The 13957-nt window shown below is 42.4% G+C and carries 14 protein-coding genes; 13 read left to right on the top strand and 1 reads right to left on the bottom strand.

The genetic code is table 11. The annotated features are described in order from the left end of the window. Positions 1-2: 2 nt before the first annotated feature. On the bottom strand, positions 3-677 hold the full coding sequence (locus WMO62_RS03935) for a FadR/GntR family transcriptional regulator (protein ID WP_349143876.1): 675 nt from the start codon (positions 675-677) through the stop codon (positions 3-5). A 363-nt stretch (positions 678-1040) separates the two neighbouring features. Between WMO62_RS03935 and WMO62_RS03930 the strand changes: the two genes are divergently transcribed. The 13 genes from WMO62_RS03930 to WMO62_RS03870 all read left to right on the top strand — a co-directional run bounded on the left by WMO62_RS03930 (position 1041) and on the right by WMO62_RS03870 (position 13952). Next, positions 1041-2135, top strand: coding sequence for a DctP family TRAP transporter solute-binding subunit (locus WMO62_RS03930; RefSeq protein WP_349143875.1), 1095 nt, complete (start codon positions 1041-1043; stop codon positions 2133-2135). 69 nt (positions 2136-2204) lie between these two features. After that, on the top strand, positions 2205-2672 hold the full coding sequence (locus tag WMO62_RS03925; RefSeq protein WP_349143874.1) for a TRAP transporter small permease: 468 nt from the start codon (positions 2205-2207) through the stop codon (positions 2670-2672). Between the two features lie 2 nt (positions 2673-2674). Beyond that, positions 2675-3952, top strand: coding sequence for a TRAP transporter large permease (locus WMO62_RS03920; protein ID WP_349143873.1), 1278 nt, complete (start codon positions 2675-2677; stop codon positions 3950-3952). Between the two features lie 67 nt (positions 3953-4019). After that, positions 4020-5213 carry a substrate-binding domain-containing protein gene (locus WMO62_RS03915; RefSeq protein WP_349143872.1) on the top strand — a complete coding sequence of 398 codons (1194 nt, stop codon included), beginning with the start codon at positions 4020-4022 and terminating at the stop codon, positions 5211-5213. A 78-nt stretch (positions 5214-5291) separates the two neighbouring features. Next, on the top strand, positions 5292-6794 hold the full coding sequence (locus WMO62_RS03910) for a sugar ABC transporter ATP-binding protein (protein WP_349143871.1): 1503 nt from the start codon (positions 5292-5294) through the stop codon (positions 6792-6794). Between the two features lie 13 nt (positions 6795-6807). After that, positions 6808-7821 carry an ABC transporter permease gene (locus tag WMO62_RS03905; protein WP_349143870.1) on the top strand — a complete coding sequence of 338 codons (1014 nt, stop codon included), beginning with the start codon at positions 6808-6810 and terminating at the stop codon, positions 7819-7821. Beyond that, the gene (locus WMO62_RS03900; RefSeq protein WP_349143869.1) at positions 7818-8522 is read left to right on the top strand and encodes a cyclase family protein; all 705 of its coding nucleotides are present in this window, start codon (positions 7818-7820) and stop codon (positions 8520-8522) included. Before WMO62_RS03905 ends, WMO62_RS03900 begins: the two co-directional genes overlap by 4 nt. Before the next feature lie 12 nt (positions 8523-8534). Beyond that, on the top strand, positions 8535-9833 hold the full coding sequence (locus WMO62_RS03895; RefSeq protein ID WP_349143868.1) for a nickel pincer cofactor-dependent isomerase, group 22: 1299 nt from the start codon (positions 8535-8537) through the stop codon (positions 9831-9833). 59 nt (positions 9834-9892) lie between these two features. After that, on the top strand, positions 9893-10066 hold the full coding sequence (locus WMO62_RS03890; RefSeq protein ID WP_349143867.1) for a DUF4250 domain-containing protein: 174 nt from the start codon (positions 9893-9895) through the stop codon (positions 10064-10066). A 52-nt stretch (positions 10067-10118) separates the two neighbouring features. After that, the gene (locus WMO62_RS03885; protein ID WP_349143866.1) at positions 10119-10817 is read left to right on the top strand and encodes a DUF6577 family protein; all 699 of its coding nucleotides are present in this window, start codon (positions 10119-10121) and stop codon (positions 10815-10817) included. Positions 10818-11253: 436 nt separating this feature from the next. Continuing rightward, positions 11254-12075, top strand: coding sequence for a transketolase (locus tag WMO62_RS03880; protein WP_117496484.1), 822 nt, complete (start codon positions 11254-11256; stop codon positions 12073-12075). After that, entirely contained in the window at positions 12075-13013 is a 939-nt protein-coding gene (locus WMO62_RS03875) for a transketolase family protein (RefSeq protein ID WP_118438184.1), read from the top strand. Before WMO62_RS03880 ends, WMO62_RS03875 begins: the two co-directional genes overlap by 1 nt. 42 nt (positions 13014-13055) lie before the next feature. Beyond that, a complete protein-coding gene (locus WMO62_RS03870) occupies positions 13056-13952 on the top strand; it encodes a phosphogluconate dehydrogenase C-terminal domain-containing protein (protein WP_117496486.1) in 897 nt (298 codons plus the stop codon). The last annotated feature ends 5 nt before the right edge of the window (positions 13953-13957 follow it).

Genomic DNA, 13957 nt, shown 5'->3' with positions numbered 1-13957 from the left:
GGTTAAAGATTAGAAGCTTGTTGGCGTGTTGACCAGGTGTTCACAGAATCTGTGATGACATCATGAATGCGATCATAATCCTGCGTTTCAATAACTTCCAGGATCTTCTGATGTTCCTGGTAAGTGATCTCACCATGGTGAGTTTTTAGGGTAGCGGTGATTGTCGGTTCCATAAAATCAAGAACAATACTGTAGATCCGCTCCATCAGAACATTCTTTGTACAGCTTCCCATCAGATGGTGGAATTCCAGGTCTATGGTTTTCAGCTGTTCCAGTGACAGATTCTTGTCTATCAGTTTTCCAAGTAAATTCAGGTTTTCCCTCAGCGCTTTTCTCTCAGCAGTATTTTCATCATAATGTCTTAGTATCATTTCCAGAACATCAATCTCAATCACCTGTCTGAGTTCATACAGCTTTTCCGGATCCGGATTAGTGACAAAAAAACTCAGAAGAAGAGAATCCATCAGGGTGGATCCTGGCTTCTCACATACATAAGTTCCATTGCCGACTTTGACATCTACAAGTCCAAATGCGGAGAGAATCTTCATGGCTTCCCGGACGGAACCACGGCTGACACCAAGTCCTTCAGAAATTTCCAACTCATTTGGGAGTCGGTCTCCTGGCTTTAGTTTTTGCTCGACGAGAAGCTGTTTGATATTATTGACGACAATGTCCACAGCGGATTCTCGTTTATTAGTTTTAAAAAGTTTATGAACGTCCATATAGTAATTACCTTTTTCCTAATATGTTCTTATTTATCAAATACAATACTTTTTATTTCAATATTAGCATGCAAAAGATAAGATGTCAAATGAATAATACGGAGAAGAGAATGATATTCGTGAAAAAGCACAAAAACATTAATGCATTAACGTTAAAATTTAACAAATCAACATATTTTTTATCTGTTTTTCTGATATAATATTGACAACTAAAATAATATATGATATATGTAAAACATCAGATGTCTGTCAGATGAATAAGCGCTAAATAATTTGTCAGAAGAAAATGAGAGATGAAAACAAAACAGGAGGAACGAAATGAAAAAGAAAACACTTGCATTACTTTTAGTTGGAGCAATGGCGATGAGCATGGCGGCATGTGGATTATCCAAATCAGGAGATACTGCTGCAACAGCACCGGCACAGGAGCAGGAGACAGAGGCAGCAACGGAGACTGACGATACTTCAACAGATGCGGTTGACCTGTCTAATGTGGAACCGGCTACACTGACACTGGCACATATCTATGCGGCAGAACATCCATTTACCATTGGTCTGGATGATTTTGCTCAGAAGGTTTCTGAAGCAACGGACGGAAAACTGGAGATCAAGCATTTCTCAGCAGCACAGTTAGGTGATGAGCCATCGATTCATGAAGGTCTGAAGAATGGAACCGTTGATATGGCGGTTATGGGTATTTCAGAAGCAGGTAAGGATTACGAGCCGGTTATGGTTATGGATGCTCCGTTCATTTTCACAGATGTGAATCAGATGATGGCAGCGAATGAGTCTGAAGTTGGACAGGAACTGTGGAACTCCTATGAAGAGGCATCTGGAATCAAGATGTTAAGCCCAATCTATTATGGAACTCGTCAGCTTACTACTAATAAGAAGGTAAGCAATGTAAGTGATCTGGCAGGTATGAAGATTCGTGTACCGAGTCAGGAAAACTCTGTGGCAGTATGGCAGGCGCTGGGTGCATCGCCGACTCCGATGAACTTATCTGAAGTATATCTGTCACTGCAGACCGGTGTTGTGGATGGTCAGGAAAATCCGGTTGCAACGATCCTGAGCCAGGGATTCCAGGAAGTATGCAGTTACATGAACATGACTTATCATTCTGTACAGAACTGCCCACTGTTTATCTCTTCTGCTTCCTATGAAAAGCTGGATCCGGCACTTGCACAGATTCTTGATGAGTGCGTGGCTAAGTACATGCCGGAGATTACCGCAAGCATGGTTGAATATGAGAACTCTATGATCGATGAGATCGCAAATGGCGATTCCATGGAGATCAACAATGATGTTGATATCGACAGCTTCAAAGCTGCACTTGCTGATTACATCAAACAGAATGAGTCTGTATGGGGCGAAGGCGTATACGATGCTCTTTCCGCAACAGAAGTAAAATAAACGATTTTTGAACTCAGGGAGCAGAAGCGAGACTTCTGTTCCTTGAAGCAAAAAATGTTGGAGGGAAAAATGCTTTTAAAATTCGAAGATGCATTAAATAAGATAGAAGGCTGGTTTATGGTCATCGGAATCGCTGCGATGGGAGTTATAATGACGTTAGAGGTATTTTTCCGGCTCTTCTTTTTTGCACTGACCTGGAGTGAAGAACTTGCGAAATACATCTTTGTATGGGTCGTATTTATTGGAATGTGCTACGGCATTGGAAAAGGACTTCATATTCGGATGGAATTACTGGAAGAAAAAATGCCGCCAGTAATCAAAAAACTGATGCTGATCGTCGGAGACATTATTCTGATTCTCCTGTTCATCTATTTACTGGGACCATCTTGGGAGTATTTTGTATCTCAGTGTTCACAAAAAGCTGCAACAATTCCGATTCATATGGGATATGTGGCGATTGTCGTTCCCACAAGTTTTGTTCTGTGTTTGATTCAGATTGCACTGGACATTGTTAAACAGGTGAAAGGAGAAAAATAAAGATGGTTGTTTTTTTAGTCACATTTTTTGTCCTGATGTTGATAGGCGTACCCATCTGCTTTTGCATGCTGGGAAGTTCTGCACTTTACATTATTGTAAATGATATTTCAGCCCGGATTATTGTTGAAAAATTCTGTACAGGCCCTAATTCATTTACACTGCTCGCAATTCCTTTCTTTATTCTGGCGGCAAACCTGATGAACAACGGCGGAGTGACAGACAGAATGTTTACATTCTGCCGGAAATGGGTAGGACATTTTACCGGAGGACTTGGACATGTAAATGTATTGGCGAGCGTGATTTTTGCCGGTATGAGTGGTGCTGCAGTGGCAGATGCCGGAGGACTTGGACAGTTGGAGCTCAAAGCCATGAGAGATGCACATTTTGATGATGATTTTACACTGGCTGTAACAGGAGCCTCTTCCACCATTGGGCCGGTAATTCCACCCAGTATTCCGGCAGTTGTATATGCAGTATCTGCAGGCTGTTCCATCGGCGGGCTTTTCATGGCAGGTATTATTCCAGGACTTCTGATGGCAGCATCCATGTGCGTGGTCGTATATATCTGGGCAAAGATCAAAAACTATGAAAAAGATCCGAAAGCTACCTGGAAAGAGCGTTGGATCGCAACCAAGAGAGGTTTCTTATCACTGCTGACACCGGCAATTATTATCGGAGGAATCTGGAGTGGTAAATTTACTCCGACGGAAGCAGCGATTGTTGCATCTTTGTATGCAGGATTTCTGAGCTTTGTTGTTTATAAGCAGTTGAAATTATCGGATCTGAAGGCACTTCTTCTGAACACGGCAGAGCAGACCATCGTATCATTATGTATCATTGCATCATCCGCAGTGTTCGGATGGGTACTTACATATGAGAGAATTCCGCAGATTGCGGCAAACTGGTTTCTGTCCTTATCCGATTCGCCGACCGTATTTATTTTCTTGTCCATGGGTATTTTGCTTATCGTGGGATGCTTTATGGAGACGATTGCAGCTATTACCATTATGACACCGGTATTATTACCAATCGCTACATCCATGGGATATAGTCCGGTACATTTTGGTGTTGTTATGATCCTGGTACTGATGATTGGTCTAATCACTCCGCCGGTTGGTCTTGTAACCTATACGCTGGCAAATATTTCAGGAGTTGCATTTACCAGAATCGCAAAAGCAACCATGCCGTTTTTAGGGGTATTACTTATCGTACTGATTTGTATTGCACTGTTCCCACAGCTATCACTGTTCCTTCCGGGGTTAATGGGCACAGGCGTATAATGCACAGTTAAAAGCTGTCTTGGTAAATTGAAACTACGAATAAAACATATTAAAAGGGGGAAAACAAATGAAGAAAAAAGTACTTGCATTTCTTATAACAGCAGCAATGGTAGTTGGCACAATGGCATGTGGAAACAGTAATGCAGGATCAGAGACTTCCACAGCAACAGACACCGAACCGGCACAGACTGAGACAGCAGAGACACAGACAGACAGTGCAGAACAGACAGATGATGAAGTTCTGAAAGCTGCGATTGCAAATATAGAAAACAGTACAGGTACGCAGAGCGAGTGGTATGGACCGACTGACGGACCAAAAGCAGCAGAGAATAAGTCCATCGTTATGATCAATGCCAATTCCGCCAATCCATCTGAAGCAGCGTGGGGTGATGCTGTAAAAGCAGCATGTGACAGAATCGGATGGGATTGCTCTGTACTTGATGGAAAAGGAACCACTCAGGGACAGATCGAGGCATTCAGCCAGGCGATTTCCGTTGGGGCAGGTGCTATCGTAACTTCGGCAGATGCGGAGTCTCTGCAGGCAAGTATTGAAGATGCAATGGCAGCGGGAATCCCGACAGTTGGAATTCATTCCTGTGCGACGAGCGGACCGGCTGAGAATCTGAATCTGTACTATAATATCACAACGACCGGTACACAGATCGGTCATGCACTGGCTGATTACGCGATTGCCAAAAGCAACGGAACCGGAAGAGTGATCATCTTATATGATTCTCAGTATGCAATTGCCCGTGAGAAAGCAGAAGCTATGGAAGAGCGGATCAAAGAGTGCCCGACAATGGAACTTCTTGATGTAGTCAATTCTCCACTGTCTGAGATCGCAACAAATATGCCGTCATTAGCTTCTTCCTGGATCAGTACTTATGGAACGGATGAACCGATCTATGTACTGTCGATTGCAGACTGCTATTATGATTATATTGTTGCATCCTTGAGAAGTGCAGGTGTGTCTACGGATGATATTATTCTGGTGGGATCTGATGGAGACGGCGCTGCATACGATCGAATCAGAAATGGTGAATATCAGGCTGCGACCATTCCTGAATCAGCAAGTCTGATCGGTTATATTGCAGTGGATGAGATCAACCGTTTCTTCAATAATTCGGATCCGTATGTATTTGATATGAATGTATTTATTGTTACCGCTGACAACATTACAGCAGAAGGCGGAGACAATAATGAATTTGTTCCGAGCAACAATTTTGCAGATGAATATGCAAAGATATGGGGAGTTAATTAATCTTCCACAACAACATTGACAGATGATTTTCGCAGGGAGCTATTTATTGGCTCCCTGTGTTAGAAGGAGGAAGATTATATGAATACAGGAAAAGATCCGCTTTTGCAGATCAGAAATATTTCCAAGACCTTTACAGAGACAAAGGCGTTAGACGATGTGAGCATCGATATCTATCCAGGAGAGATTCATGCACTTCTGGGAGAAAACGGAGCTGGAAAATCGACGTTGATCAAGATTTTATGCGGTGTATATGACTGCACCGAAGGAACGTTTATATATAAAGGAAACAATATCGGACTTGATGTAAATAAGCTTTCATTGTCTGTGGTGCATCAGGATCTTGGATTGGTAGATGAGATGAGTGTTGCTGAAAATATTGCACAGGTTGTAGGCTACCAGAAAAATGGTCTGTTTATTTCATGGAAAAAAACACGGGAAAAGGTAATGCAGGTATTGTCAAAGCTGGATTGTGGGATCAATCCGGATGCAGAAGTATCGTCTTTATCTGCAGCAGAAAAATCTATGGTGGCCATTTCGAGAGCACTGATCAATAAGACGGATATATTGATTCTGGATGAACCGACGGCTACACTGCCTCAAAAGGATGTTGACAAGTTGTTTGAAATGTTGAAGCAGCTTCAGAAACAGGGCATTGCGATTATCTATGTCAGTCACAGACTGGATGAAATATTTGAAATATCTCAGAAAATTACGGTTCTCAGAAATGGAAAGCTGGTAAAAACATCAAATACATGTGATATGACACCGGAACAGTTGGTCTATGATCTGCTTGGAAAAGCAATCGAATCTGTAAAGAAGACAGAACCTGCAGCGGCCTCTGGAGATGTGTTGCTTGAACTGAAACAGCTGAATACGACGTTTGTAGGTCCGGTAAATATACAGCTGAAAAGGGGAGAGATCCTGGCATTATTTGGCCTGCGCGGAGCAGGACATCATGAAGTGGGAAGATGTATCTGGGGAGTGGAGCCAAAGGACAGTGGAGAAATTCTGATCCATGGAAGACCTGTGAAGATCAAGGAACCATCAGATGCCATCAGAAACAATATAGGATTTGTATCCAGCAAACGTAAAGAGGAGGGAATGGCGGCAGACCTGAGCGTAAAAGAAAATCTGTATGCCAATCCATATGCAATTTATAAAAAAAGTTTTTGTATTCTGAATCCCAAAAAGGAGAGCGATTCAAGCAAGGCAGCCATCAAGGAATTTTCTATTAAAACGCCGAATGAAGAAGCTGCAATCGGAACCTTAAGTGGTGGAAATCAGCAGAAAGTAATGGTGGCCAGATGGTTTGAGGCAAAAAGTGAGATCCTGATCTTTGAAGAGCCGACCATAGGTGTCGACATTGGTGCCAAGATGGACATTTATAAATTCATGCAGCTGTTACTGCAGGAAGGAAAAGGCGTTATTTTAATTTCGTCTGATGTGGAAGAAGTATGTAATATTGCACATCGCGTAGTGTTGTTTGACCGAGGCGGTGTAATAGGAGAAGTAACCGGTGAAAAGATAAATGCGCCATATTTGAATGGTCTTGCTGCAGGCGCACTGAAGTTTGAGGCTTAAGGAGGAAACGACGTTGAAGAAAAAAGGAATCAGTTTAAGCTACATATTTAATACTTACAATCTGCTGATCATATTGGCAGGTGTAATTATTGTATTTTCTATTTTACTGCCCAATTCATTTCCTACCTTATATAATTTAAAATCAATCTTAAATTATCAGGCAATTGTAGTGCTGCTGGCAATCGCAGTAACCATTCCCATAGCAGCAGGACACTTTGATCTGTCTGCGGGATACAGTTCGTGTCTGCTTCATATTCTGACGGTAGGACTGATCTGCCAGCAGGGGTTGCCGTGGCCGGTGGTTGTTATGATCATTCTGGTATGCGGAGCACTGATCGGACTGATCAATGGTATTCTGATTACCAGGATCGGAATCCATTCTTTCATCGCAACGCTTGGTGTCGGATATGTAGTGTATGGTATTGCGTACTGGTACACAGACGGAAAGCAGGTATTGGGTTCAGGTCTTCCCCAGGCATTTTTAAGTATTAACTCAACATGGGGAATTATTCCGACAACATTTATTATTACAATGATGATTGCGATCATTGTCTACATCTGTATGGAATTTCTGCCGGCTGGCCGCTGCCTGTATTTTCTGGGATCCAATGAGAAAGCGGCAAATCTGACAGGTATTTCTTCCAAGAAATATATGCTGCTGGCATTTGTATGTTCCGGAGTTATCGTAGCTATGGCATCTATTATGATGGCATCCGTATTTCGTGTAGGACAGACTTCCGTAGGACCTAATTACCTGATGAATTCATTTGCCGGTGCATTGATGAGTTCGGTTGCGTTTAAGTCAGGTAAGTCTAATGTGTGGGGAACTGTTTGCTCTGTTCTTCTGATGGCAACGGTAGTATCCGGCTTGCAGCAGATGGGCGCGGCATATTTTGTTGAGCCGCTGCTTCAGGGCTTAATGCTGATCGTTGCGGTATCCTGGGCTGTGATCACCAAGCGGAACCGCGCAACTAAGATCAAGGATGAGAAAAATGCAGAGATCAGGAAAGGAAGGGAAAACGCATGAGATATGAAATTGTTGGAGACCGTATTGTCGATCTGAGCCAGATGCTGGAACCGGGAATCCCGGCACCGGTTGGTTTTCCAGATCCTAAACTTGAATTTTTCAAGCGAATGGATGAAGGAAATGTGATTAATGTTGAGAAGATTACATTCTGTCCTCATTCCGGAACTCATATTGATGCTCCGTTTCATTTTGTACAGGATGGTATCACAGTGGAGCAGGTAGATCCCGGAGTCATTATGGGAACAGCAGTGGTAGTAGATCTGCGTCATCTGGAAGATGGTGCACCCATTGAGCGAAGTGATGTGGAAAAATGGGAAAAAGAATCCGGAGAAACTATTCGTGAAGGTGATGCAGTTCTTCTTATGACACGATTTTCGAGATATTGGGAATTAAATGATCCAGAGGAAAAATTCCTGAACAGAAAATGGCCCTATATCACCAGAAGTGTGGCAGATTATTTTCTGGAGAAAAAGATTCGTCTGGTCGGAGTAGAGAGTATGGATCTGGATCTCATAGATCCATATGATCTGTCAACATCTGAGTTTATCGGACACAGGACATTTCTACCAAATGGCATTTATATTATTGAGAATCTTAAAAATTTGGAGAAGATTGGAAAACCAAGATGCAGCATTATAGCATCACCCTTGAAAATAAAAGGAGCAACCGGATCACCAGTTCGTGTGATTGCAATTGTGTAGGAGGATGGAAACATGGAAGTAACATTTGGAGAAAACATGTTTGGAGATCTGGATTATAAAAGCTTTCCAAAGATGGTAAAGGTAAAACAGGTTTTTGATTGTCCAAGTGTGGATGATGTGGAAGAATGTGTAAGAAGAGAAGTGGCAAAGCCGGAAATCAATCAGTTGATCAAACCGGGAATGCAGATTGCAGTTCTTGCTGGAAGCAGAGGAATCGCGCATATTAACACCATTATTTATACATTGATCCAGGAACTGAAAAAAAGAGGTGCAGAGCCGTTTATTGTACCGGCAATGGCCAGCCATGGAGGAGCTACGGAAAAAGGTCAGCGACTGCTGCTGGAGTCTTATGGAATCACAGAGGAGACCATGGGAGTCGAGATTCGATGCAATATGGATCCGGAACTTGTGGGCGAGACAGATTATGGCGTAAAGATCTATTTTGACCGCAATGCACTGGCTGCGGATGGAATCATTCCGGTGAACCGTATTAAATGTCATACGGCCTTCCGTGGAAAGACAGAAAGTGGTCTGATGAAGATGATGGCAATCGGAGCCGGTAAGCAGAAAGGTGCTGAGTCTCTGCATTCTTATGGTGCAGATAAATTTGCCACTTTGTTGCCAGATGCATACAATGTGATCAGAAAAAAGGCAAAGCTGATGTTTGGTCTGGGAATTGTTGAAAATGCATATGAGGATACAGCACTTATCGAGGCGATTCCAGGTGCTACATTCCAGCAGAGAGAAGCAGAACTGCTGGTGAAAGCAAATGAGTGGATGTCTAAGATCATGATTGATCATTTTGATGCATTGCTGGTGAACAAGACAGGAAAGAATTACAGCGGTGATGGTATGGATCCGAACATCATGGGAAGATTTGCGGTTCCGGGAATGACAGGCGGCCCGGATTATCAGCGAATGGCACTTCTGGATGTTTCAGAGGAATCTCATGGAAATGCTGTGGGAATGGGACTTGCAGATGTAATTCCGCAGAAACTGCTGGCAAAAGCGGATTTCCGGCAGATGTATATGAATGCATTTACATCAAAAATGGTAACTCCGATCGTAAAGATTCCGATCGTGGCACAGACGGATCAAGAGGCAGTGGGCGTTATGCTGCGTTTATGCTGTCGTGTAGAGAAAGGAAAAGAAAAAGTGATCGCGATAAAGAACACTCTGGATCTGAATGAAATATGGGTTTCTGAAGCACTGCTGGATGAAGTGAAAAATGATCCAAGGTTTGAGATCCTTTCTGAACTTGAGGAAATTCCTTTTGATGCGGAAGGAAACTGTCATCTGTTCGACGCTTGACATTTTTGGAAAAATTCCCCATGATAAGAGGTATCATTGAAAGAAGGAGGAAAACTGATATGATACCGAAAGATCCTGTGATGCTGTTAAGTTTTGTGAATACACAATTACGTGATTTTTATCCAGACTTTGAAGCTTTATGTAAGGATAAAGAACTGGATTCTAGGAAAATAGAAGAGAAGCTACGTTCAATTGATTATGAATATGACAGCAAATCAAATCAATTTATATAAAGAAAACGAGAAGCGATTAAAGAACCTGTAGTCATGGGCCGTTACTCCATAGATGAGCAATCACATCTATGGAGTAACGGTCTTTTTAAGTCTTATAGACATAGTTAATAATTTATCTTTTCACATAATGGAAAAACATCTGAAAAAATATCTGCAATCTGGTGAAATAGCACGTGTCGGACGGAATGCATACTGCGTCAGGGGAAATTTAAGAGATTATAAATATGATTATTCTGATTTGTCGATCCATATAGCAAAAATATTGAATGATGAATTTTATGACTTGGATTTTAGAATTTCAGAACTGTATCAAATGAATTGTTTTCTTAACCACCAGATTGCACATAATGTAATTTTTGTGTTTGTAGAAAAGGAACTTAGCACTTCTGCATTTGAGCGTTTGAAGAAAGAGTATGCGGGTAATATACTTATAAACCCGACGGAAGATGATTTCTTCAATTACAGAAGAGATGATATGATTGTTGTAAGAAATCTTCTAACAGAATCACCAAAAGGGAAAAATGAGGTATGGCATACTGATTTAGAAAAAATGCTGGTAGATATCTTTTCGGAGAACTTGATAAAAGCGACGTTTAGCGAGTCAGAGTTCCCGACAATATATGAAGAAGCATTTGGTTCATACATTATAGATGAGAGTCAGATGTTTAGGTATGCTAAAAGGCGTAAAAGCGATGGCAGAATAAAAAGATTCATACAGGAAGAAACAGATGTAGAACTACGGCTAGAGTGAATGCGTATTCGATTAAAGCGGATTAATTATTAGAAATGTACGGCAAAGAAATATTATAGGATAAGCGATAGTTGCATAAGTCATTTGGACTAACCATCCAGATGACTATTTTTTTACTCATTTTTAGGGTAATGGATGTAGAAAGAAGGTAAGAACATAGAAGATAAAAAAGTGGATGAATTACAGCTGGCGTCTTAACAGAACCTAAACGGCATTGTGTATAAAAAGGGTATGCGTAAATTGTGCAAAACATCTAAAATGAAAAAATGATTAGAAATACAATTGACATATTTGACAGCGTGGTGTATATTAGCATCAACAGGAAACATCAGATGTTTAACAACAAACTTAAAACAAAAGACATAAATTGATTGTTGAATGATGATGTGAAAATAGAAAATTTAATAATTAAATTATTCTAAAGGAGGAAGAGAAAGTGAACACACAGGAGTTACAAAAACTTGCCAACAAGCTTCGTCTCGAAGCAGTGCGTATGGTGTATGAAGGAAAAGACGGTCATCCGGGTCCGGCATTATCCATCGCAGACATCGTTGCAACACTTTACTTTGACGCTATGAACGTTGATCCGAAAAATCCGGAGTGGGAAGATCGTGACCGCTTCATCCTTTCCAAAGGGCATGCTTGCCCGATCTGGTACGCAGCATTGAATGAGAAAGGATACTTTGAGCCGAAGGTAGAGCACTTCCATCTTCGTGCACTTGGTTCTACATTCCAGGGACATCCGTCAATGCACAGCACCAAAGGAATCGATATGACATCTGGTTCTCTTGGAAATGGAATTGCAATCGGAGCAGGAATGGCAGCAGCAGCCAAGATTCAGAAAAAAGATTATTTCACCTATGTTATCTGTGGTGATGGAGAGCTTCAGGAAGGTGTTTGCTGGGAAGGCGTGAATATGGCAACTGGCCGTAAGCTTGACAATCTGGTAGTATTTGTTGACCGTAACGGATGGCAGTCTTACAAGAGCGTAGATTTCACTGTAGGACAGAACAACATTGCAGATCGCTTCAGAGCTTTCGGATGGCATACACAGGAAATCAGCGGACATGACATTGATGGAATCAAAGCAGCAGTAGCAATCGCTAAGGGCTACAAAGGAAAACCACACGCAATCGTTTGTGATTGTATCAAAGGTAAGGGCCTGAGCTTTATGGAGAACAACAATGCATGGCATAAAGGTGTTCCGACTGATGAGCAGTGGGAGATTGCCAAGAAAGAACTTGGAGGTGAGGAATAATGGCAGAGTTTAAGGGTACGAGAGAAGCTTTTGCTGCAGCACTGTACGAGATGGCAGCAGAGAATGATAAAGTAGTTGGAGTATTCCCGGATTCACTGAAAGCTATGAGAGCAGTTCCTTTTGGAGAGACTTATCCGGATCGTTACATCGAATGTGGTATCGCAGAGCAGTGCGCAGTTGATGTAGCTGCAGGACTTGCTTCCGCAGGAATGCTTCCGTTCGTTGGAACCTATTGTGGATTCCTTACCATGAGAGCTGGAGAGCAGATGCGTACATTCGTTGGTTATACTGATCTGAATGTAAAATTCATCGGTGTTAACGCAGGTATCCTTGGTGGAGAGCGTGAGGGTGTTACCCATCAGTTCTACGAGGATCTGGCATTTGTAACCAGCATCCCGAACTTCACTGTTCTGACCCCGGCAGATCCGGAACAGTTATACGAGGCTGTTAAATATGCAGCAGAGATCCAGGGTCCGGTATATATCCGTGGCGGCAGCGGACGTGAAGTTGATGTATATGCAAAAGATGCTCCATTCTCCAAAGATGGTATCACCGTTTGGAAAGAGTATGGCACAGATGCAGTACTGTTCTCTAATGGTTATGTACTTGATCGTGTACTTGCAGCAGCAGATCTGCTGAAAGAGCAGGGAATCAACGTAACTGTTGCAGATATCAATATCCTGTACGGCAAAGATCCGTCCAAGATCCTTGATGTTATGGCTAAGACCAGCCAGATCGTAACCGTTGAAGATCACAATATCAATGGTGGACTTGGTTCTTACATCAGCCGCCTGGCAACTGAGAATCAGCCGGTTAAGGTTAAGAGAATCGCACTGACTGACTTTGCAGAGTCCGGTCCGGCAAAAGAGCTTGCTGATGCTTACGGATATGCTCCGGAGAAGATCGCAGCAACTGTAAAAGAAACTTTAGGAAAGTAATTCCTATCAAATAATATCTTATTAAAAGAAAGAGGCATAAAAATGGAAAAGATCAAAGTAGCAGTCATTGGTGCTGGCGGAAAAATGGGTACCCGTACATCTAACAACCTGGTAACAAAATTCCCGGACAAATTTGATGTCAAATTAGTTGAGACTTTCCCGCCTGCAGTAGAGCGTATCGAAAAAGAGCGTGGATTAAAAGTTACTCCGGTAGATGAGGCACTTGCATTTGCAGATGTAGTTATCTTTGCAGTTCCGGATACTTTAATCAAAAAACTGTCTGCTGAGTATGTTCCGATGCTGAAACCGGGCACCGTATTCCTGATCCTTGATCCGGCTGCAGCTGTTGCAAAAGAGCTGACTCTGCGTGATGACTGTACATTCGGTGTAGCACATCCGTGCCATCCGTCCTACTTCAAATGGCAGAAAGAAGAAGAAGCATATCAGGATCGTTTCGGCGGTGAAGGCGGACATCAGGATATCGTAATGAGCTGCATCCAGGGCGATGAGGAGAAATTCAAACTGGCTCAGGAGACCGCTCGCTGCATGTATCGTGCAGACAAAGCATTCGTTATGACTTCCGAGCAGATCGCATTCCTGGAGCCGACTCTGGTAGAGACTCTTGGAGCTACCTGCTGCTATGCAATGGCTGAGACCGTAAATGAAGCTGTTAAAAGAGGAATCGACCGTGAGGCTGCTGTTTCCTTCCTGACAGGACATGTATTCAACCTGACTGCTAACTTCCTTGGATATCTGCCAGGCAACCCGCCTGTATCAGATGCTTGTAAGGTTGCACTTGAGATCGGTAATCATCTGGTACTTCGTGACGACTGGAAGAAGATCTGGGATGACGAGCTGCTTCGTAAAGTAATCGCAACCATGCTTCATCCGGAGACCTCTCAGGAGAACCTTGGTTTTGATGTAAAACCGCAGAAATAAGTAAT

Origin of the sequence: Hominiventricola aquisgranensis, assembly GCF_040096225.1 — a bacterium.
Lineage (GTDB): Bacteria > Bacillota > Clostridia > Lachnospirales > Lachnospiraceae > Hominiventricola > Hominiventricola aquisgranensis.
This window is presented reverse-complemented; position numbering and strand designations above follow the sequence as displayed.

Excerpts from the sequence above, each read along its gene's own strand:
- WMO62_RS03900 (WP_349143869.1), top strand. The coding sequence starts at position 7,818 with ATGAGATATGAAATTGTTGGAGACCGTATTGTCGATCTGAGCCAGATG.
- WMO62_RS03885 (WP_349143866.1), top strand. The coding sequence starts at position 10,119 with ATGAGCAATCACATCTATGGAGTAACGGTCTTTTTAAGTCTTATAGAC.
- WMO62_RS03930 (WP_349143875.1), top strand. The coding sequence starts at position 1,041 with ATGAAAAAGAAAACACTTGCATTACTTTTAGTTGGAGCAATGGCGATG.
- WMO62_RS03910 (WP_349143871.1), top strand. The coding sequence starts at position 5,292 with ATGAATACAGGAAAAGATCCGCTTTTGCAGATCAGAAATATTTCCAAG.
- WMO62_RS03870 (WP_117496486.1), top strand. The coding sequence starts at position 13,056 with ATGGAAAAGATCAAAGTAGCAGTCATTGGTGCTGGCGGAAAAATGGGT.
- WMO62_RS03890 (WP_349143867.1), top strand. The coding sequence starts at position 9,893 with ATGATACCGAAAGATCCTGTGATGCTGTTAAGTTTTGTGAATACACAA.
- WMO62_RS03925 (WP_349143874.1), top strand. The coding sequence starts at position 2,205 with ATGCTTTTAAAATTCGAAGATGCATTAAATAAGATAGAAGGCTGGTTT.
- WMO62_RS03875 (WP_118438184.1), top strand. The coding sequence starts at position 12,075 with ATGGCAGAGTTTAAGGGTACGAGAGAAGCTTTTGCTGCAGCACTGTAC.
- WMO62_RS03920 (WP_349143873.1), top strand. The coding sequence starts at position 2,675 with ATGGTTGTTTTTTTAGTCACATTTTTTGTCCTGATGTTGATAGGCGTA.
- WMO62_RS03895 (WP_349143868.1), top strand. The coding sequence starts at position 8,535 with ATGGAAGTAACATTTGGAGAAAACATGTTTGGAGATCTGGATTATAAA.
- WMO62_RS03915 (WP_349143872.1), top strand. The coding sequence starts at position 4,020 with ATGAAGAAAAAAGTACTTGCATTTCTTATAACAGCAGCAATGGTAGTT.